Source organism: Streptomyces sp. bgisy159, assembly GCF_057707805.1.
This window is the reverse complement of the sequence record NZ_JBYIQX010000007.1, coordinates 147,851-167,409: the sequence shown is the minus strand read 5'-3', so window position 1 is coordinate 167,409 and position 19,559 is coordinate 147,851. Positions and strand designations below refer to the sequence as shown.

The following is a 19,559-nucleotide window of genomic DNA, read 5'->3' as shown; positions in this document are numbered from 1 at the left end:
CAAAGGTTGGGCCCGCACAGTGGGCGCGACAGGCGAAAGGACCCGATCCATGAGCACCCTCCAGCCGCCGCGCACGGCACCCCCCGTGGCACCGCCCGCCCGGCCCTCCCCCGCCGGACCGCTCCTGGCCGCCCTGTGGGCGGGGGCGGCCGCCGTCGTCGCCCTGTGGTGGCACGACACCGGCTCCGTGGTCGGCGCGGCCGGCTGGCTGACCGGCGCCGGGCGGATCGCGGGCCTGCTGAGCGGGTACGCCTGCGCGGTGCTCGTCGGCCTGATGGCACGGGTGCCGCTGCTGGAGCGGCGGATCGGCTCCGACCGGGTGGCGCGCTGGCACGCGATGGCCGGCCGCTACACGATCTGCCTGCTGGTGGCGCACGTGGTGCTGATCCTCGCCGGGTACGCCGCCCAGGACGGCCAGTCACTGCTGCGCGAGACGCTGACCGTGGTCACGGACTACCCGGAGATGCTGCGGACCACCCTCGGCACGGTGATCCTCCTCGCGGTCGGTGTGACGTCGATGCGTGCCGTGCGCCGCCGTACCAGCCACGAGTTCTGGTACTACGTGCATCTGCTGACCTACGCGGCCGTGTTCCTGGCGTTCAGCCACCAGCTCGTCCTGGGGAACGACTTCAACGGACACCCGGTGGCCACCGCCGCCTGGTACGCGCTGTACCTGGGGGTGGCCGGTCTGGTCCTGTGGTTCCGGGTGCTGGTGCCCGTACGGCTGAACCTGCGCCACCGGCTGCGGGTGGAGTCGGTGCAGCCGGAGGCGCCCGGTGTGTACTCGGTCGTGGTGCGCGGGCGGCGGCTGGGCGAGCTGGACGCGCGGGCCGGGCAGTTCTTCCGGTGGCGGTTCCTGACCCGGGAGCTGGCCTGGACCTCGTCGCCGTACTCGCTGTCGGCGCCGCCCCGCGGGGACCTGATGCGGATCACGGTGAAGGCGCTGGGCACGCACAGCGCGGGCGTGGCCCTGCTGCGTCCCGGCACCCGCGTGTGGGCGGAGGGACCGTACGGCGCGCTGACCGCCGACCGGCGGACCTCGCCCCGGTCGCTGCTGATCGCGGCCGGCGTCGGCATCACCCCGCTGCGCGCGCTGTTCGAGACGCTGCCGGGCGAGGTCACCCTGCTGTACCGGGCGCACGGCGCGGAGGACCTGGCGCTGGGCGGGGAACTGGAGGCCGTGGCGGCCTGGCGCGGGGCGCGGGTGCTGTACGCCCTCAACGGCCCGCACGGCGAGCGTCCCCGGCTGGACGCCGAGTCGCTGCGGTCGGCCGTGCCCGGTCTGCACGCGCACGACGTCTACCTGTGCGGCCCGCCCGGCTTCGCCCGGGACGTGTACGCGGCGCTGCGCGCCGCCGGGGTTCCGGACCGCCGTATCCACCACGAGTCGTTCGAGCTGTGAGGTCCGTGACGTGCACGCGCTGAAGAAGACCCGTCCGCTGCGCCGGATCGTGCTGGCGGGTGCCGCCACCGTCTCCGGGTTCGTCCTGCTGCTGTCGCTGAAGCCGCACACCGCGCCCGAGGCGGCGGCGCCCCCGCCGTCCGCCGCGTCGAGCGCGCCGAGCGCGTCGGGCGGCTCCAGCGGCACGAGCGGGGTCGACACGACGGTCACCGGCGACTCCGTGGACACCCGCTGGGGCCCTGTCCAGGTCCGGATCACCGTACGGGACGGGAAGATCACGGACGTGACGGCCGTGGAGTACCCGCAGGACAACCCGCGCGACGAACAGATCAACGCCTATGCCCTGCCGCGGCTGCGCAGCGAGGCGCTGGCGGCCCAGAGCGCGGAGATCGACACCGTCTCGGGGGCGACGTACACCAGTGACGGTTACCGGGAGTCACTCCAGTCCGCGCTCGACTCGGCCGGACTCTGAACGGGCGGCGCGGCACTGAACACTCGGCCGTCGTGGCACGTATCTGTGGGCCAAGGGTCAAGTCCCCACGGAGGAACCGTGACCACCACGATCGCAGGCGGGCGTGCCGCCCGCCGCCAGACGATGCGCCGCATCCGTCCGCGCCGCTCCCCGGCCGTCCCGCTGCTCGTCGCCGTTTGGGCGGGCGCGGCGGGAGTGCTGGGGCTGTGGTGGGCCAACACGCCGGCCGTCGCCGACGACACCGGCTGGATCCTCAACGCCGGCCGGATCACCGGACTGCTGGCCGGCTACCTGATGGCGCTGGTGGTGCTGCAGATGGCCCGGGTGCCCGCGCTGGAGCGCCGGGTGGGCTCCGACCGGGTGGCGCGCTGGCACGCGATGAGCGGCCGTTACACGCTCAGCCTGGTGGTGGCGCACGTCTTCCTCACCATGTGGGGGTACGCGCTGCAGGCCGGCAAGTCGCTGGGCGACATCGTCGGGCAGACCGTCGACTCCGTCAACCAGCTGCCGGACATGGGCAAGGCCGCCATCGGCACGGGCCTGCTGTTCGTCATCGGGCTGGTGTCCGTCGGCGGGGTGCGGCGCCGGCTGCCGTACGACACCTGGTACCACGTCCACCTGCTGACCTACGCGGCGGTGTTCCTGACGTTCTGGCACCAGATCACCACCGGCAACGACTTCGCCGTCGAACCGGCGGCGAAGACCGCCTGGTACGCGCTGTACGGCACGGTCACCGCCCTGGTGGTCTGGTACCGGATCCTCACCCCGCTCCGGCTGAACCTGCGCCACCGCATGAGGGTGGAGGCGGTCATCGAGGAGACGCCGGGCATCGTGTCGGTGCTCATCGGCGGACACAGACTGCACCGGATGGGTGCGGAGGCCGGGCAGTTCTTCCGGTGGCGGTTCCTGGCGCCGGGGATGCGGTTCAGCTCCCACCCGTACTCGCTGTCGGCCGCCCCGCGCCCCGACCTGCTGCGGATCACGGTCAAGGCGATCGGCGACCACAGCGCGGCGCTGCGCGGGCTGACGCCGGGAACCCGGGTGTGGGCCGAGGGCCCGTACGGCGCCCTGACGGCGTCCCGGCGCAGCCGGGGCAAGGTGCTGCTGGTGGCCGGCGGGGTGGGCATCACCCCGATGCGGGCCCTGTTCGAGACGCTGCCCGGCGCGGCCGGCGACATCACGCTGCTGTACCGGGCCAACAGCACCCAGGACCTGGCGCTGTGGGACGAGCTGGCGCGGATCGCCGACGAGCGCGGGGCGCGGCTGATGTACGCGGTGAACAGCCCGGACGGTGAGCGGCCCGACATCTCGGCCGACTCGCTGCGGCGCAAGATCCCCGACATCGAGGAGCACGACGTCTTCATGTGCGGCCCGACCGGGTTCGCCCGGGCGGTGTACGAGGCGCTGCGCGGCGCCGGGGTGCCGGCCCGCCGTATCCACCACGAGTCCTTCGAGATGTGAGCGGTCGTCGGGACCCTGCGGGCCTCGCGAGATCAGGAGCTTGGAACAGATGAGGAAGAGCCACCCCGTCCGGCGTGTCGTGCTCGCCACCGCGGCGACCGTGTCCGGCATCGTGCTGCTGCTGTCGATGAAGCCGGCGTCGGACCCGGCCGCCGCCTCGGCGGCGGGCTCGCCGCCCGGCTCGTCGGCGGTGAACCAGGAGTCCGCCCAGGGCGGGGCGGGAGCCCCGGCGGCCGGCACCGTCATGGGGGACGCGGCGCAGACCCAGTACGGGGCCGTGCAGGTCCGGCTGACCGTGAGCAACGGCAGGATCACGCAGGCGGAGGCGGTGCAGGCGCCCAAGGGCGGGCGCAGCGACCAGATCACCGCGGACGCGGTGCCGAAGCTCAACCAGGCGGCGGTCGCGGCGCAGAGCGCGCAGATCGACATGGTGTCCGGGGCGACGTACACCAGCACCGGCTACCGGCAGTCGTTGCAGTCGGCGATCGACAAGGCGAACGCCGGGGGCGGCGGGGCCGCCGAGGGGTCCGGGAAGGGGGCCGGGGAGTCCGGCGCCGCGCAGGCCTCCGGGACGTTCACCGGGTCGGTGGCGCAGACGCAGTACGGGCCGGTGCAGGTGCGGATCACCGTCAGCGCCGGGAAGATCACCGCCGCCGAGGCGGTGCAGGCGCCCAAGGGCGGGCGCAGCGACCAGATCACCGCGGACGCGGTGCCGAAGCTCAACCAGGCGGCGGTCGCGGCGCAGAGCGCGCAGATCGACACGGTGTCCGGGGCGACGTACACCAGCACCGGGTACCAGCAGTCACTGCAGTCCGCGCTGGACCAGGCCGGTGGCTGAGACGACTCCCGCCGCGGTGCGGCACGCGGAGGAGGTCATGGGGACGGTCTTCTCCTTCGACGTCCGCGGCGGGGAACCCGGTGCGGTCCGGTCGGCGCTGGAAACGGCGGTGGCCGGGCTGCACCGGATCGACGAGGTGTTCAGCACCTACCGTGAGGACAGCGACGTCTCGCGGCTGGCTCGCGGGGAGCTGACCGTCGGCGAGTGCGACCCGATGGTCGCCGAGGTGCTGGAGCTGGGCGGCCGGGCCCAGTCGCTGAGCGAGGGCTGGTTCAGCATGCGCTACGAGGGGCGGCTGGACCCGACCGGAATCGTCAAGGGGTGGGCCGTGGAGCGGGTGGCGCGCGGCCTGGCGGAGGTGCGCGGGGTGAGCGGGGTCAGCGTGAACGGCGGCGGGGACGTGCAGTTGCTGGGCGCGCCGGCGCCGGAGCGGCCCTGGCGGGTCGGGGTCTCGGATCCGCTGCGGCCGGGCGGCCTGGCCGCGGTGGTGTCGGCGGCCGGGGTCGGCGAGCTGGCCGTGGCGACCTCGGGGACGGCGGAGCGGGGCGCGCACATCGTGGATCCGCGCACCGCCCGGTCGGCGGTGACGGACCTGGTCGCCGTGACGGTCGTCGCCCCTCGGCTGACGTGGGCGGACTGCTGGGCCACCGCCGCCTTCGCGATGGGCTCCCGGGCCGGGCTGGCCTGGCTGGAGACCCTTCCCGACGTCGAGGCCCTCCTCATCACGGCCGGCGACGAGGTCCGCTGCACGGGTGGCCTGGCGGCCCGCCTGGGCTGACCGGGCGCGCCGGGCACGGGAAACCACGCGCCCGGCGGGCCGCCCGTCCGGCCCCTACGAAGTCCGCGGCCCGCCCCGCAACGCCCGCCCCGGGCGCACTCTCAGGGGCGCGGGGAACTGCGCGACACACCACCGCACCCCCACCCCCGAAACGCCACCCCGGCCCGCCCCTCAGTGACCGTTCTGCGCCAGCCGCAGCAGGTGGTCGGCGAGGGCCTGCCCGCCGCTGGGCTCCCTGCTGATCAGCAGCAGGGTGTCGTCGCCGGCGATCGTCCCGAGGATGTCGTGCAGTTCGGCCTGGTCGATGGCCGACGCCAGGAACTGGGCCGCACCGGGTGGCGTCCGGAGCACGACGAGGTTGGCCGAGGCCTCCGCGGAGATCAGCAGTTCCGAGGAGAGCCGCCGCATCCGCTCCTCCTTGGCCGACTCCCCCAGCGGCGCGCGCGGGGTGCGGAAGCCGCCCTCGCTGGGCACCGCGTAGATGAGGTCCCCGTCGGTGTTGCGGATCTTCACGGCGTTGAGCTCGTCGAGGTCCCGGGAGAGCGTCGCCTGTGTGACGCTCAGCCCGTCGTCGGCGAGCAGCTTCGCCAGCTGGCTCTGCGAGCGCACCGGCTGCCGGTTGAGGATGTCCACGATCCGCCGGTGCCGTGCGGTGCGGGTCTGCGGCACGGCGGGCCCGGCCCCGTGCTGATCGTGGTCCTGCGCCTGGCTCATGGTCGTCTCATTCTCCGGCTCGTCGGTCCCCACCCACTGCGTCGAGGATGCCGGGCAGGGCCCGCACCAGCGCCTCCACGTCGTCATCGCCGAGATTCAGCGGCGGCATCAGCCGAATGACGTCGGGGGCGGGCGCGTTCACCAGGAACCCGGCTTCCTGAGCCGCCTGCTGCGCCTGGGGCGCGAGGGGCTCGGTGAGCACGATACCCAGGAGCAGGCCCGCGCCCCGGACATGGTCGATCAACGGGTGGTTCAGCGACTCGACACCGTCCCGCAACCGCTCGCCCTGCCGCTTGACGTTCTCCAGCAGCCCGTCGGCGGCGATGGTGTCGAGCACGGCCAGCCCGGCCGCGCAGGCGACGGGGTTGCCGCCGAACGTCGTTCCGTGCTGGCCCGGCCCCAGCAGGTCGGCCGCGCGCCCGAAGGCGACCGTCGCGCCGAGCGGCAGGCCGCCGCCGAGCTGCTTGGCCAGGGTGACCACGTCGGGCAGCACCCCTTCGTGGGCCTGGTAGGCGAACCAGTGCCCGGTGCGGCCGACGCCGGTCTGCACCTCGTCGAGCACGAGCAGCGCGCCGGTGGCCGCGGTGATCGCCCGGGCCGCCTTCAGATAGCCGGGCGGGGGGACCACGACCCCGTTCTCCCCCTGGATCGGCTCGATGATCACCAGGGCGGTGTCCTCGGTGACGGCGGCGGCCAGCGCCTGGGCGTCGCCGTACGGGACGTGGGTGACCTCGCCGGGCAGCGGCAGGAACGGCTCCCGCTTGCCGGGCTGGCCGGTGAGCGCGAGGGCGCCCATGGTCCGGCCGTGGAAGCCGCCGTCGGTGGCTACGACGTGGGTCCGGCCGGTCAGCCGGCCCATCTTGAAGACGGCCTCGTTGGCCTCGGCGCCGGAGTTGCAGAAGAACACCCGGCCGTCGCGGCCGAACAGCTCCAGCAGCCGCTCGGCGAGCGCGACCGTCGGCTCGGCCAGGAACAGGTTGGAGATGTGGCCGAGGGAGCCGATCTGCCGGCTCACCGCCTCCACGATCGCCGGGTGGGCGTGGCCGAGCGCGTTGGTGGCGATGCCGCCGACGAAGTCCAGGTACTCCCGGCCGTCGGCGTCCCACACCTTCACCCCGGCGCCGCGCGCCAGGGCCAGGCGGGGGGTGCCGTAGTTGTTCATGAGCGCGCCCTGCCAGCGCGTGGTCAGCTCCTCGTTGGTCACGACTCCCCCTCGGTGTCCGCGTCGGGCACGACCATCGTGCCGATGCCCTCGTCGGTGAAGATCTCCAGCAGGATCGAGTGCTGGACCCGGCCGTCGATGACGCGCGCGGTGTTCACCCCGCCCCGGACGGCGTGCAGACAGCCCTCCATCTTCGGGACCATGCCGGAGGACAGCTCCGGCAGCAGCTTCTCCAGCTGGGACGCGGTGAGGCGGCTGATCACCTCGTCGGAGTTCGGCCAGTCCTCGTAGAGGCCCTCGACGTCGGTGAGGACCATGAGGGTCTCGGCGCCCAGTGCCGCAGCGAGTGCCGCAGCCGCCGTATCAGCATTGACGTTGTAGACATGCCCGTCGTCCTTGCTGCGGGCGATCGAGGAGACGACCGGGATGCGGCCGTCGGCGAGCAGCGCCTCGATCGCGCCGGTGTCGATGTCGGTGATCTCGCCGACCCGCCCGATGTCCACCGGCTCGCCGTCGATCTCGGGCTGGTGCTTGGTGGCGGTGATGGTGTGCGCGTCCTCACCGGTGAGGCCGACGGCGAGGGGGCCGTGCCGGTTGAGCAGCCCGACCAGTTCGCGCTGGACCTGGCCGGCCAGCACCATCCGTACGACGTCCATGGCGTCCTCGGTGGTGACGCGCAGGCCGGCCTTGAACTCGCTGACGATGCCGTGCCGGTCGAGGGCGGCGCTGATCTGCGGGCCGCCGCCGTGCACGACGACGGGTTTGAGGCCGGCGTGGTGCAGGAAGACGACGTCCTGGGCGAAGGCGGCCTTCAGGTCCTCGTCGACCATGGCGTTGCCGCCGAACTTGATGACGACGGTCTTGCCGTTGTGCCGCACCAGCCAGGGCAGTGCCTCGATGAGGATCTGGGCCTTGGGCAGGGCGGTGTGCTTGCGCGCGGGTGTGTTGGTCATGACGAGTAGGCGCTGTTCTCGTGGACGTAGTCGGCGGTGAGGTCGTTGGTCCAGATCGTGGCGGTCTCGGCGCCGGCCGCGAGGTCGGCGACGATGTGCACCTCGCGGTAGCGCATGTCGACCTTCTCGCGGTCCTCGCCGACCGAGCCGTTCTTGCAGACCCAGACACCGTTGATGGCGACGTTGAGCCGGTCGGGCTCGAAGGCGGCCGTCGTCGTGCCGATGGCGGAGAGCACCCGGCCCCAGTTGGGGTCCTCGCCGTGGAGGGCGCACTTCAGGAGGTTGTTGCGGGCGATGGAGCGGCCCACCTCGACGGCGTCGGCCTCGGTGGCCGCGTTGACGACCTCGACCTTGATGTCCTTGCTCGCGCCCTCGGCGTCGCGGATCAGCTGCCGGCCGAGGTCGTCGCAGACCTGGCGGACGGCCTCCGCGAACTCCGCGGGGTCCGGGGCGGTGCCGGAGGAGCCGGAGGAGAGCAGCAGCACCGTGTCGTTGGTGGACATGCAGCCGTCGGAGTCGACGCGGTCGAAGGTGACGCGGGTGGCGGCCCGCAGGGCCGAGTCCAGCGTCTCCTGGTCGACGTCCGCGTCGGTGGTGAGGACGACGAGCATGGTGGCGAGGCCGGGGGCGAGCATGCCGGCGCCCTTGGCCATCCCGCCGACGGTCCAGCCGTCGCGGGCCGCGACGGAGGTCTTGTGGACGCTGTCGGTGGTCTTGATGGCGATGGCGGCCTTCTCGCCGCCGTGCTCGGACAACTGGGCGGCGGCGGTCTCGATGCCGGGCAGCAGCTTGTCCATGGGGAGCAGGACGCCGATGAGGCCGGTGGAGCAGACGGCGACCTCGATGGCGCCGCGGCCCAGGACCTCGGCCACCTTCTCGGCGGTGGCGTGGGTGTCCTGGAAGCCCTTCGGGCCCGTGCAGGCGTTGGCTCCGCCGGAGTTGAGGACGACGGCGGACACCTGACCGCTCTGCACGACCCGCTCGGACCACAGCACCGGAGCGGCCTTGACGCGGTTGGCGGTGAAGACGCCCGCGGCGGCGCGGCGGGGCCCGTGGTTGACCACGAGGGCCAGGTCCGGGTTGCCGTTCTCCTTGATCCCGGCGGCGATGCCCGCCGCCGTGAATCCCTTGGCTGCCGTCACGCTCACGGCGCAACTCCGATCGTAGTCAGTCCGGTGGTCTCGTCGAGTCCCAGGGCGAGGTTCATGCTCTGGACGGCACCGCCCGCGGTGCCTTTGGTGAGGTTGTCGAGGGCGCTGATCGCGATGATCCGGCCGGCCGCCGCGTCGTACGCGACCTGGATCTGGACGGCGTTCGAGCCGTACACGGACGCGGTGGCGGGCCACTGCCCCTCGGGGAGCAGGCCGACGAACGGCTCGTCGGCGTAGGCCTTGTCGTAGGCGGCGCGGACCGCCTGAGCCGTCACCCCGTCGACGGCCTTCGCGCTGCACGTGGCGAGGATGCCGCGGGGCATCGGCGCGAGGGTCGGTGTGAAGGAGACGGAGACCCGCTCGCCGGCCGCCCCGCTGAGGTTCTGGATCATCTCGGGGGTGTGCCGGTGGCCGCCGCCGACGCCGTACGGCGTCATGGAGCCCATGACCTCGCTGCCCAGCAGGTGGGCCTTCGGGGCCTTGCCCGCGCCGGAGGTGCCGGAGGCGGCGACGATCACCGCCTCCGGCTCGGCGAGGCCCGCCGCGTACGCCGGGAAGAGGGCGAGGGTCGCGGCGGTGGGGTAGCAACCGGGCACCGCGACGCGCTTGGACCCCTCCAGCGCGGCGCGGGCGCCCGGAAGTTCGGGGAGGCCGTAGGGCCAGGTGCCGGCGTGCGGGGAGCCGTAGAAGGCCTCCCAGTCGGCGGCGTCCCTCAGACGGAAGTCGGCGCCCATGTCGATCACGAGGACATCGGGGCCGAGCTGTTCGGCGACGGCGGCGGACTGGCCGTGCGGCAGCGCCAGGAAGACGACGTCGTGCCCGGCGAGCGTCTCGGCGGTGGTCTCGCTCAGCACCCGGTCGGCCAGCGGCCACAGGTGCGGCTGGAGCGCGCCCAGCCGCTGCCCGGCGTTGGAGTTCCCGGTCAGGGCGCCGATCTCGACCTCGGGGTGGGCCAGCAGCAGCCGCAGAACCTCGCCGCCCGCGTATCCGCTCGCTCCGGCCACTGCCGCACGTACTGCCATGGACTCCTCCTCCTGGATGGCATGACTATACGTTTCGCTGCACGTTTATGCAATTGGGTGAGTGCCGGGCGCACCCGCTCACCCCGGTCCGCGCCACGCTGCGCCGGATCGCGCCCACGGTGACCCTGGACGAGCGCTCCAAGGGGCTGCCGCCGTGCGGCGAAGGGGGACCGCCTCGACCGGAGGACCCCCGGCTCGGGTGGCTGCGCCGCGACGGCCGCTGACGTTCCCCCCGCGAGCGCACTCCAGGCTCTAGGGTCGTGTTCATGACCGACCGAGAGCCCGACACGAGCGGGAGCACCACGCGCGCGGAGCGCTTCGCCCGGGGACTGGACGTGCTGCGGAGCGTCGACGGCGAGGCCGGGGAGCGGGTCGTGGACTCGCTCGCCGACATCAGCCCGGAGCTGGCCCACCAGATCGTCGCCTGGGGGTTCGGCGAGATCTACGCGCGGCCCGGCCTCGTGCCGCGCGACCGCCAGCTGGTGACGCTGGGCGCGCTCACCGCGCTCGGCGGCTGCGAGGCCCAGTTGGAGGTGCACGTCAACGCCGCGCTGAACGTGGGTCTCACGCCCGGACAGATCGTCGAGGCGCTGCTGCACTCCGCCGGGTACTGCGGGTTCCCGCGGGCGCTCAACGCGACGCTGGTGGCGAAGAAGGTCTTCGCCGAGCGCGGGCTGCTGCCGGTCGGGCAGCAGCCCGCGGACGGGACACCGGGTTCGCCCGCCTGATCCGGGTCCGCGTGAGCGCTACCTCTGTCTGATCCGCAGGAACGTCACCGAGTTCGCCGGGAAGGTGTACGTGAACCTCGCGGACACCCCGTCGAGGGTCGAGGTCACCGGCGTGACCGGGGTGTCCGTCTCGGTGTTGACCGCGTCGGCGGCGGCCGCCAGCGTGGTCACCCGGGCCCGGGAGCGGACCTTGACGTCGCCGAGGTCGATGGCGGTGCGGGCCCGGGCGTCCTGGGCGTTGACGACCTTGACGATCAGCTCACCGGTGTGCCGGTCCTCGGTGACGACCTGGCGGAAGGGCTCGGCCTTCTGGTCGTCGGTGAAGCTGCCCCACTCCTGGCCGTCGAGGTAGAGGGTCACCTGGCGGCCCCGCACCTTGACGTCGAGGTCGTAGGCGCGCCCGGTCTCGACGGATCCGGCCTTGGTGATCAGCGTGGACTTGGCGCCGTCCGCGGCCTGTTCGACGGCGGACCGCGTGTTGTTCCAGCCGCCGAGGTTCCACCAGTAGTAGTTGCCGGTGTCCTTGACTCCGAAGGCGACGAGGAAGCCTTCCTTGCCGGACTTCTTGGTGGCCTTCACGTGCAGGTCGTAGTCGTGCCAGCTCGGGTCGCCGGCCTGGACGAGGGTGTTCTCGGCCGCCTCGTCGGTCTGGACGTACTGGCCGTCCCGGATGCTCCAGCTGCCGCCGCCGGTGTGGGTCCAGCGGGAGGCGTCGCCGGAGAAGTCGTCGTCGAAGAGGGGGGCGCCGTCGGCGGCGGTGACCTTCACGTCGTCGTACGCCGCGCTGGTGGCCCAGGTGGACAGGCCGATGGCGCCGGTGATCGGGCCGCCGGCGGCGGGTGTGCCGCTGGCCCGCGAGGGGACCACGCGGTCGCCGGTGTTGGTCATGAACAGCTTCTGGACCTCGTAGTTGGCCGAGTTCCAGGAGGCGTGGTTGTTGAACCAGACCATGTCGGGACGCCACTGCACGTAGTCCTCGTTGGCGAACAGCGGTGCGTAGGAGGCCAGCCGGACGACGTCCGCGTTGCGCTCCAGGCCGGTCATGAAGGCCGCCTCGGCGAGGCCGTTGCGCCAGGCGTTGCCCTGGGAGGCGTACTCGCCGAGGAACACCTTGGGGCCCTGGCGGTCGTAGGAGTCGTAGCGGTCGTTGTTCCGCAGGAACCACTGCGGGCTGTTGTAGTAGTGCTCGTCGACCAGGGCGACGTCCGCGTCGCGGTTGAGCTTCCAGGCGGTGTCGAAGATCGCGCCGGTGTCGTCCGGGCCGGAGTTGGAGATGACGGTGATCTCCGGGTACTCGGCCTCGATGGCGGCCCGGAACTTCTGGAAGCGCGCGAAGAACTCCTCGGGCAGGTTCTCCTCGTTGCCGACCTCGATGTGGGTGAGGTGGAACGGCTCGGGGTGGCCCATCCGGGCGCGGACCTTGCCCCAGGTGGAGGTGGCCGGGCCGTTGGCGAACTCGACGAGGTCGAGGGTGTCCTGGATGTGCCGCCGGAGCAGCGCCTCGTCGTCGACGGCGCGGTTCTGTCCGCAGCCGGTCACCAGCGCGGGGACGACGGGCAGCGGCATGGCTCCGACGTCCTCGGCCAGGCGGAAGTACTCGTAGTAGCCGAGCCCGTAACTCTGGTTGTAGCCCCAGAAGTTGGCGTTGGTGGCGCGTTCCTCGACCGGGCCGACGGTGTCCTTCCACTGGTAGGAGCGGGCGCGCTGCCAGCCGCCGGCCTCGCTGTAGTCCTGCATGGAGCCGGTGTTGACCAGGCAGCCGCCGGGGAAGCGGACGAAGCCGGGCCTGAGGGCCTCGATCTTCTCGGCGAGGTCCTTGCGCAGTCCGTTGGGCTCGCCGCGGTAGGTGTCCCGGGGGAAAAGGGACACCATGTCGAGGGCGACCGGGGCGGTGGAGGCGACGGTGAGCCGGCCGTAGCTGCTGGTGCGGCCGGCCGTGAAGGTGGCCCTGTACTGTGCCCAGCCGCCCTCGACCGCGACCCGGCGGGCGGTGGCCAGCGGGCCGGGGGCGTCGGTGAGGGAGACGGTGAGGGTGGTGCCGCTCTCGGCGCGGGCCCACACCGAGAAGTCGTACCTCTTGCCCTTCTCGACCCGGACGCCGGTGTTGTAGCCGCTGTTGGTCACCGACGAACCGGCGTCCAGGGAGAGGTAGGCGCGGTTGCGGTCGTTGAGCCGGCCGGAGTCGTCGCGCACCTGAGCCGTGCCGTCGACGGACCAGGAGGTCAGCGGGGTGTAGGAGCGGTTGTCGACGGCGGAGTACTCGAAGGACCGGTTCTGCACGAGTTCGGCGTACAGGCCGCCGTCCGCGGCCCGGTTGATGTCCTCGAAGAACACGCCGTACATGGTGTCGGCGATGGACGCGCCCCGGGCGGCCGGGTCGACGGTGATCGTGTAGTCGGTGACGGCGGCGGCCTGGGCGGGGGCGGGCAGCGCGGCCGAGGCGGCGAGCAGGGCGGTGACGCTGAGACCGAGTCTCCAGCGGGTGCGTGACATGTGGGCTCCGCGGCTCTCTGTACACAGATGTTCGGGATATCGGACACTGGTCAGCACTTCGAACGAAAGATAGGCAAGAGGTGACAGGGCGTCAATGGTTCACACAACGATCAAGGGGCGGGCGGAGCCGCGGCGGCCGCCCCCGCAGGCTTGCGTCACCCGTCGAAGCGCAGGTTCCAGCGCCCGCCCAGCCCGGTCACCGTGGTCGTGGAGAGGGGGCGGATGTCGATGTTCCAGTACGTCGCCGGCGGGGCCTTGAGCGCGTAGACCAGCGCCGCGCGGATCACCGACGGCTCCGCCACCGCCACGATCCGGCCGCCGTCGCCCACCGGCCGCGTGTCGAGCCAGGCCCCCACCCGCACGATGAACGCGGTCAGCGACTCGCCGCCGTGCGGTGTCGAGCGCGGATCGGCCAGCCAGGCGTCCACCGCCTCCGGCTCACGGGCCATCGCCTCGCCCAGGGTGAAGCCGCGCCAGCGACCCATGTCGCAGTCCCGCAGCGCGAGCTGCACCAGCGGTGCGTAGCCGAGCGCGTCCCCGGTGGCCCGGCTGCGCGGCGTCGGCGAGCAGTAGCGCAGGTCGGCCGCGGCCAGCGGGACCAGCCCGCCCGCGGCGCGCTGCACCTCGCCCCAGCCTGCCTGGTCCAGCGGCTGGTCGTCCTCGAAGCGCTCCGCCATCAGGGGCGTGCTGCGCGCGGCGGCGACGAACGTGACCCGAAGTGACATGCGTGGATGGTGAGCCGCGAAACTACGCAGGTCAAGAGGTGTTACCTCGGAGTTATCGAGAGTTCCCCGGCAGGTGTTCCGGGCAGGCGGAGCGTCAGCCGGAGCCCAGCGCCATCCAGTGCTCGGGCCGCTGAAGCGGCGCGAAGCCGAGCTTCTCGTACACGCCGTGCGCGTCATGGGTGGCGAGCATGATCCGGCGCAGCCCGTACGGCGCCAGCCGGTCCCGCACGGCGGCCACCAGGGCGGTGCCGAGTCCCTTGCCGCGCACCGCCGGGTCGACGTACACGTCGCACAGCCAGGCGAAGGTCGCCCGGTCCGTCACCACGCGGGCGTAGGCGACCTGCTCCCCGGAGGCGGTGTCGTAGACGCCGAAGTTCAGCGACCCCTCGATCGCCCGGTCCTGCTTCTCGCGGGGGCGCCCGAGGGCCCAGTAGGCGTCGGTGGACAGCCAGCGGTGGACGCGCTCGGCGTCGATGCGGGCGGGGTCGGCGGAGATCTCGTAGCCGTCGGTCATGACGGGAACCTCTCAGGTCGGGGCCGTGGTGTCGAACGGATTGATCGGTGCCGCGGCCGCAGGTCAGGGCAGAACCTCGTCGCAGGCGGCCCGCAGCCGCCGCACGCCCTCGCTGATCTCGCTCTCCCCCGCGACCGCCGCGAAACTCAGGCGCACATGGGGAGCCGGGGGTTCGGCGCTGAAGTACGGGCGGCCGGGGGTGAGGGCGACCCCCGCGCGCAGGGCGGCCGCGGTGAACGCGCCCTCGTCGGTGCCGTCCGGGAGACGCAGCCACAGGTGGTAGCCGCCGGACGGCACGTGCGCGAGGCCGAGCTCCGGCAGCCGCAGCCGCAGGGCGGCGGTCATGGCGTCGCGGCGTGCCTTCAGCTCCGCGGCGACGGTGCGCAGATGCCGCGGCCAGGCGGGCGAGCCGACCAGTTCCAGGGTGGCCTCCTGCAGCGGCCGCGGCACGAAGAACATGTCGACGACCTGGATGGCCCGCAGCCGCTCCAGGACCGGTCCGCGCGCGGCCAGCGCGCAGACCCGGAAGCTCGGCGAGGTGGCCTTGGTCAGCGAGGCGATGTGCACGACGACGCCGTCGGGGTCCTCGGCGGCGAGCGGGCGGGGCAGGGGCCCGGCGTCCTCGTGGGCGAGCCGCCGCACGAAGTCGTCCTCCACGACGAAGGCGCCGGCCTCCCGGGCGATGCGCAGCACCTCGGCGCGCCGCTCGGGGGCGAGGACGGCTCCGGTGGGGTTCTGGAAGAGCGGCTGGCAGACGAGGACGCGGGCACCGCTCGCGCGGAACGCGTCGGCCAGCAGGTGCGGCTTGACGCCGTCGGGGTCGACCGGGACGGGGACGGGGCGCAGGCCGGCCGAGCGGGCGATGGCGAGCATGCCGGGGTAGGTGGGCGACTCCACGAGCACGGGCGCGCCGGGCGGGGCGAGCGCGCGCAGCGCGGTGGTCAGGGCGGCCTGGCCGCCGGCGCTCACCAGTACCTCGGCGGCGCTCACGCCCCCGCCGAGCTGGCGGGCGAACCAGTCCCGCAGCTCCGGCAGCCCCTCCAGCGGCGGCCGCCCCCAGGCGCCGGGGCGGCGTCCGGCCCGGGCCAGCGCCGCGGCCATGGCGCGCTCGGGCTGCAGCGAGGGGTGCAGATAGCCGCCGTTGAACTCGATCACCCCGGGCGGCGGCGCGGCCAGCGACACGGTGACCCCGGCGGCCTCCACGGAGCGCGGTACGAGATCGCCGGCGCCGCCGGCGCTCAGCGCGACCTCCTGCCAGGAGGTGTCGCCCTCGGGCACGGCCCGCGGCCGGGGCCGGGCACGGAAGGCGCCGGCGCCCGGCCGGGTCACCACCAGCCCCTCGGCGGCCAGCTGGGCCAGCGCCCGGGAGACGGTGACGGGGCTGACCCGGAAGCGGTCGACGAGCGCCCGGCTCGACGGGAGCTTTCCACCGGGAGAGTAGCGGTCCAGCTCTCTTCGCAGCTGATTCGCCAGTTCGTCCACGCTGCTACGCTCTTGCATGAAGACACAGAGTAGCGCTACCGCCTCACCTCGGATAGCGGTCGGCGGTCCGGTCCGGGCGCGGTCGGCCGGCACCCTGCAGGCGGGGCTCGGCGTCGTCGCCTTCTCGCTGACCTTCCCGGCCACCGCCTGGGGGCTGGAGGGCTTCGGGCCCTGGTCCCTGGTCGCCGTGCGCAGCGTGCTGGCCGCGGTCATCGCGGGCGGCTGCCTGCTGGCACTGCGGATACCGCCGCCCGCACGGCGGCACTGGCCGGGGCTGGCGGTGGTCGGCGCCGGCGTCGTGCTGGGTTTCCCGCTGCTGACCACGCTGGCGCTGCGGACGTCGACCACCGCGCACGCCGCCGTCGTGGTCGGGCTGCTGCCGCTGACCACCGCGGCGGTCTCCGCGCTGCGCATGGGCACCCGGCCCTCGCGCACCTTCTGGCTGGCGGCGCTGGCCGGCGCGGGCGCGGTCGGGGTGTTCACCGTGCGGCAGAGCGGCGGCGCCCTGACCACCGCCGACCTGTACCTGTTCGGCGCGCTGCTGGTGTGCGCGGCCGGGTACACCGAGGGCGGCCGGCTGGCCCGGGTGCTGCCGGGCTGGCAGGTGATCGGCTGGGCGCTGGTGCTGTGCCTGCCGCTGACCCTGCCCGCCGCGGCACTCGCCCTCGCCCACGAGCCGGTCCGGCTGACCGCGCACAGTGTGGCGGGGCTGCTGTGGGTGGCGGCGGGCTCGCAGTTCCTGGGGCTGGTGGTCTGGTACCGGGGCATGGCGGCGATCGGCGTCCCGAAGGCCAGTCAGTTGCAGTTGGCGCAGCCCCTGCTCACACTGGTGTGGTCGGTGCTCCTGCTCGGCGAGCACCTGACGGCGGCCGCCCCGTTGACGGCCGCGGCGGTGCTGGTCTGCATCGCGGTCACCCAGCGGGCACGCGGCTGAACGGGCCGGACGGCCCGCGGCCGGGCCGAGCGGGCCCGCTTCCCGGCGGACCACCGCACCGTAGACTCGAAATGCCACGGAGCCGCTCCCGCACACATCGTGAGGAGGCCGACAGATGCGCGCATCGGTGGGCGACCACCTTGTCCAGCACGGCAGGGTGGTGGGCCAGCACGATCAGGTCTCGGAGGTCGTCGAGGTGATGGGCGAGCAGGGCAACCCGCCCTACCGCGTCCGCTTCCCCGACGGGCACGAGGCCGTCATGTCACCGGGCCCGGACTGCGAGGTCCGGCACCGCGACCAGCAACGGATGCAGAGGTAGTTCAGCGCGGGGGCTTCGCCGGCCGCGTGTAGTGGTCGGCGATCACCCGCGCCAGGGCCCCGGCCCGGTCGGTCCGCACCTCCCGGGCCGCGAAGAAGACATGGCCGCGCGCCTCGGGGTACTTCTTGGCGAGCGTCAGGTGCCGGGACAGCTCGGCCGGATCCCGCCAGGCGGCGGGCTGCGCCGGGTCACCCGCCTTGTACAGCGCCTCCCCCAGGTAGAGCCGGGTGCGGCTGCCCCGCGCGACCTCCGCCCACCAGGGCACCAGCTTGGCGTAGTCGGCGGCGGCCAGGCCGATGTTCCAGTACAGCTGGGGGCAGACGTAGTCCAGCCAGCCCTCGCGGACCCACTTGCGGCTGTCGGCGTAGACGTCGTCGTACGACTGCAGCGCCCGGGTGTCCGAGCCGCGCGGGTCGGTGGCCGCGTTGCGCCACACGCCGAAGGGGCTGATCCCGAACTGGGTGGCCGGCCGGATCGCCTTGATGCGCCCGGCGGTCTCCACGATCAGCTGGTCCACGTTGGCGCGCCGCCAGGCCGCCCGCCCGGAGTGGCCGCCGCCGTAGCGGTCGTAGGCGTCACCGTCGTCGAAGGTCTGGCCCGCCACCGGGTACGGGTAGAAGTAGTCGTCGAAGTGGACGGCGTCGAGCGGGTACTTGCGCACGGCGTCGAGGATGGCGTCCTGGACGAAGGCGCGGACCTCCGGCAGCCCCGGGTTGTAGTAGAGCTTGCCGGCGTACCGCACCACCCACTGCGGATACCGGCGGGCGGGATGGGAGGCGGCCAGGCGGGTGGGGTCGGCGTGCTGGGCGATCCGGTAGGGGTTGAACCAGGCGTGCAGCTCCAGCCCGCGGGCGTGCGCCTCCGTGACGGCCGTGCCCAGCGGGTCCCAGCCCGGGGCCCTGCCCTGGGTGCCGGTCAGCACCTCGGACCAGGGTTCGTACGGGGAGGGCCACAGGGCGTCGGCGGTCGGCCGGACCTGGAGGATCACGGTGTTCAGCCGTCGGCGTACCGCGAGGTCCAGCCAGGAGAGCAGTTCGGCGCGCTGTTCGGCGGCGGTCAGCCCGGCCCGGGAGGGGAAGTCCCGGTTGGCGACGCTCGCCACCCACATGCCCCGCATCTCGGCCGGTTCCGCACGCGGATGGCCGGTGCCAACCGGCGCGGCCGCGGGTGCGGCCGCCGCCGAGCCCGTCGTCGTGACCGCGGTCAGGGCCGCGAGCGCGAAGGCCCGTCGGGTCAGTCGTCCCATGGCTTGTCCCGAGAACTCAGTGGATCCGCCCGGTCACGGATCGCGTCCGCGCCCCAGCATGCCGCCACCCTGCTGATCGATCATCGATACTTACTAGTAACGTGCACGATCGGAGCAGGCGTGCCGCGACCCGGAGGGCCTGCGCCGCACAGCCGGGACGAAGACAGGCGAAGGGAACGATGTGACGGGCACCCCAGCGGGAGACATCGCACGCGTCGGCGTGGTGGGCTGCGGGCAGATGGGGGCGGGCATCGCCGAGGTGTGCGCCCGCGCCGGACTCGACGTCAGGGTCGCCGAGACCACCGGCGAGGCCCTGGAGATCGGCCGCACCCGGCTGTTCAACTCCCTGGCCAAGGCCGCCGAGCGCGGCAAGATCACCGAGGAGGAGCGGGACGCCACCCAGGAGCGGCTCAGCTTCACCACCGACCTCGGGGAGTTCGCCGACCGCGATCTGGTGATCGAGGCGGTCGTGGAGAACGAGCAGGTCAAGACCGAGATCTTCCAGGTCCTCGACCAGGTGGTGACCCGTCCGGACGCCATCCTCGCCTCCAACACCTCCTCCATCCCCCTGGTGAAACTCGCGGTCGCCACCTCTCGGCCCGACCAGGTCGTCGGCGTCCACTTCTTCAACCCGGCCCCGGTGCAGAAGCTCGTCGAGCTGATCCCCGCGCTGACCACCTCCGAGGGCACGCTCGGCCGGGCGCAGCTGTTCGCCGAGAAGATGCTGGGCAAGCACGCCATCCGCGCCCAGGACCGCTCCGGCTTCGTGGTGAACGCGCTGCTGATCCCCTACCTGCTCTCCGCCATCCGGATGTTCGAGACCGGCATCGCCAGCCGGGAGGACATCGACAACGGCATGGAGCTGGGCTGCGCTCACCCCATGGGCCCGCTGAAGCTGTCCGACCTGATCGGGCTGGACACCGTGGCGTCGGTCGCGCAGTCGATGTACGACGAGTTCAAGGAGCCGCTGTACGCCGCTCCCCCGCTGCTGCAGCGCATGGTCGACGCGGGCCGGCTGGGCCGCAAGACCGGCGCCGGCTTCTACACGTACTGACCACGGACCGTGGCCACCGAGGGCCCGGCGCTCTTCCGAGCGCCGGGCCCTCGGCATTCACACACCGTGTGCGCGAGGGACCCGCATATGCCCCGCGCACACGCTCCCCCC

General features: G+C 73.1%; 20 protein-coding genes. 10 read left to right on the top strand and 10 right to left on the bottom strand.

Annotated elements, in window-relative coordinates; genetic code table 11:
• Positions 1-49 precede the first annotated feature (49 nt).
• From AC3ET3_RS10150 to AC3ET3_RS10130, 5 genes are all read left to right on the top strand, one after another.
• Complete coding sequence (locus AC3ET3_RS10150) at positions 50-1,402, top strand: ferredoxin reductase family protein (protein WP_435611996.1); 1,353 nt, start codon at positions 50-52, stop codon at positions 1,400-1,402.
• Positions 1,403-1,412: 10 nt separating this feature from the next.
• Positions 1,413-1,874 (top strand): FMN-binding protein, encoded by a 462-nt coding sequence (locus AC3ET3_RS10145; RefSeq protein WP_432155711.1) that lies wholly within the window; start codon positions 1,413-1,415, stop codon positions 1,872-1,874.
• A gap of 78 nt (positions 1,875-1,952) precedes the next feature.
• Positions 1,953-3,335 carry a ferredoxin reductase family protein gene (locus AC3ET3_RS10140; RefSeq protein ID WP_432155710.1) on the top strand — a complete coding sequence of 461 codons (1,383 nt, stop codon included), beginning with the start codon at positions 1,953-1,955 and terminating at the stop codon, positions 3,333-3,335.
• 49 nt (positions 3,336-3,384) lie between these two features.
• Positions 3,385-4,173: an FMN-binding protein gene (locus AC3ET3_RS10135; protein WP_435611995.1), complete on the top strand. Its 789-nt coding sequence runs from the start codon at positions 3,385-3,387 to the stop codon at positions 4,171-4,173.
• A gap of 37 nt (positions 4,174-4,210) precedes the next feature.
• Positions 4,211-4,951, top strand: coding sequence for an FAD:protein FMN transferase (locus AC3ET3_RS10130; protein ID WP_432134630.1), 741 nt, complete (start codon positions 4,211-4,213; stop codon positions 4,949-4,951).
• 171 nt (positions 4,952-5,122) lie between these two features.
• Here AC3ET3_RS10130 and AC3ET3_RS10125 read toward each other — a convergent pair whose 3' ends face one another.
• Genes AC3ET3_RS10125 through argC form a run of 5 tightly spaced genes read right to left on the bottom strand, consistent with a single transcriptional unit; the run spans position 5,123 to position 9,953 of the window.
• Positions 5,123-5,665 (bottom strand): arginine repressor, encoded by a 543-nt coding sequence (locus AC3ET3_RS10125; protein WP_432134481.1) that lies wholly within the window; start codon positions 5,663-5,665, stop codon positions 5,123-5,125.
• Positions 5,666-5,672: 7 nt separating this feature from the next.
• Positions 5,673-6,869: an acetylornithine transaminase gene (locus tag AC3ET3_RS10120; RefSeq protein ID WP_435611994.1), complete on the bottom strand. Its 1,197-nt coding sequence runs from the start codon at positions 6,867-6,869 to the stop codon at positions 5,673-5,675.
• Entirely contained in the window at positions 6,866-7,780 is a 915-nt protein-coding gene (argB, locus tag AC3ET3_RS10115) for an acetylglutamate kinase (RefSeq protein WP_432134483.1), read from the bottom strand. Before argB ends, AC3ET3_RS10120 begins: the two co-directional genes overlap by 4 nt.
• Positions 7,777-8,928 carry a bifunctional glutamate N-acetyltransferase/amino-acid acetyltransferase ArgJ gene (gene argJ / locus AC3ET3_RS10110; protein WP_432134484.1) on the bottom strand — a complete coding sequence of 384 codons (1,152 nt, stop codon included), beginning with the start codon at positions 8,926-8,928 and terminating at the stop codon, positions 7,777-7,779. The genes argB and argJ overlap by 4 nt, the downstream gene beginning before the upstream one ends.
• Positions 8,925-9,953 carry an N-acetyl-gamma-glutamyl-phosphate reductase gene (argC, locus tag AC3ET3_RS10105; RefSeq protein ID WP_432155707.1) on the bottom strand — a complete coding sequence of 343 codons (1,029 nt, stop codon included), beginning with the start codon at positions 9,951-9,953 and terminating at the stop codon, positions 8,925-8,927. Before argC ends, argJ begins: the two co-directional genes overlap by 4 nt.
• Positions 9,954-10,000: 47 nt before the next feature.
• On the opposite strand from argC, the gene AC3ET3_RS10100 reads away from it, so the two are divergent.
• On the top strand, positions 10,001-10,177 hold the full coding sequence (locus AC3ET3_RS10100) for a hypothetical protein (RefSeq protein ID WP_435611993.1): 177 nt from the start codon (positions 10,001-10,003) through the stop codon (positions 10,175-10,177).
• Positions 10,178-10,219: 42 nt separating this feature from the next.
• Complete coding sequence (locus tag AC3ET3_RS10095) at positions 10,220-10,681, top strand: carboxymuconolactone decarboxylase family protein (RefSeq protein WP_432134487.1); 462 nt, start codon at positions 10,220-10,222, stop codon at positions 10,679-10,681.
• 18 nt (positions 10,682-10,699) lie between these two features.
• On the opposite strand, the gene AC3ET3_RS10090 is transcribed toward AC3ET3_RS10095, so the two are convergent.
• The 4 genes from AC3ET3_RS10090 to AC3ET3_RS10075 all read right to left on the bottom strand — a co-directional run bounded on the left by AC3ET3_RS10090 (position 10,700) and on the right by AC3ET3_RS10075 (position 15,913).
• On the bottom strand, positions 10,700-13,174 hold the full coding sequence (locus tag AC3ET3_RS10090; protein ID WP_435611992.1) for an alpha-L-arabinofuranosidase C-terminal domain-containing protein: 2,475 nt from the start codon (positions 13,172-13,174) through the stop codon (positions 10,700-10,702).
• 155 nt (positions 13,175-13,329) lie between these two features.
• On the bottom strand, positions 13,330-13,899 hold the full coding sequence (locus AC3ET3_RS10085; protein WP_432134489.1) for a histidine phosphatase family protein: 570 nt from the start codon (positions 13,897-13,899) through the stop codon (positions 13,330-13,332).
• Positions 13,900-13,993: 94 nt separating this feature from the next.
• Positions 13,994-14,413, bottom strand: coding sequence for a GNAT family N-acetyltransferase (locus tag AC3ET3_RS10080; protein ID WP_432134490.1), 420 nt, complete (start codon positions 14,411-14,413; stop codon positions 13,994-13,996).
• 63 nt (positions 14,414-14,476) lie between these two features.
• A complete protein-coding gene (locus tag AC3ET3_RS10075) occupies positions 14,477-15,913 on the bottom strand; it encodes an aminotransferase-like domain-containing protein (RefSeq protein ID WP_432134491.1) in 1,437 nt (478 codons plus the stop codon).
• Between AC3ET3_RS10075 and AC3ET3_RS10070 the strand changes: the two genes are divergently transcribed.
• Together AC3ET3_RS10070 and AC3ET3_RS10065 are read left to right on the top strand one after the other, a co-directional pair.
• The gene (locus AC3ET3_RS10070) at positions 15,912-16,829 is read left to right on the top strand and encodes a DMT family transporter (RefSeq protein ID WP_432134492.1); all 918 of its coding nucleotides are present in this window, start codon (positions 15,912-15,914) and stop codon (positions 16,827-16,829) included. The genes AC3ET3_RS10075 and AC3ET3_RS10070 overlap by 2 nt on opposite strands.
• Before the next feature lie 115 nt (positions 16,830-16,944).
• The gene (locus tag AC3ET3_RS10065; RefSeq protein ID WP_432134493.1) at positions 16,945-17,148 is read left to right on the top strand and encodes a DUF1918 domain-containing protein; all 204 of its coding nucleotides are present in this window, start codon (positions 16,945-16,947) and stop codon (positions 17,146-17,148) included.
• Between the two features lies 1 nt (position 17,149).
• On the opposite strand, the gene AC3ET3_RS10060 is transcribed toward AC3ET3_RS10065, so the two are convergent.
• Positions 17,150-18,394, bottom strand: coding sequence for a glycoside hydrolase family 10-like protein (locus tag AC3ET3_RS10060; RefSeq protein ID WP_435611991.1), 1,245 nt, complete (start codon positions 18,392-18,394; stop codon positions 17,150-17,152).
• Positions 18,395-18,575: 181 nt separating this feature from the next.
• On the opposite strand from AC3ET3_RS10060, the gene AC3ET3_RS10055 reads away from it, so the two are divergent.
• Positions 18,576-19,448 (top strand): 3-hydroxybutyryl-CoA dehydrogenase, encoded by an 873-nt coding sequence (locus AC3ET3_RS10055; protein ID WP_432134495.1) that lies wholly within the window; start codon positions 18,576-18,578, stop codon positions 19,446-19,448.
• Positions 19,449-19,559 lie beyond the last annotated feature (111 nt).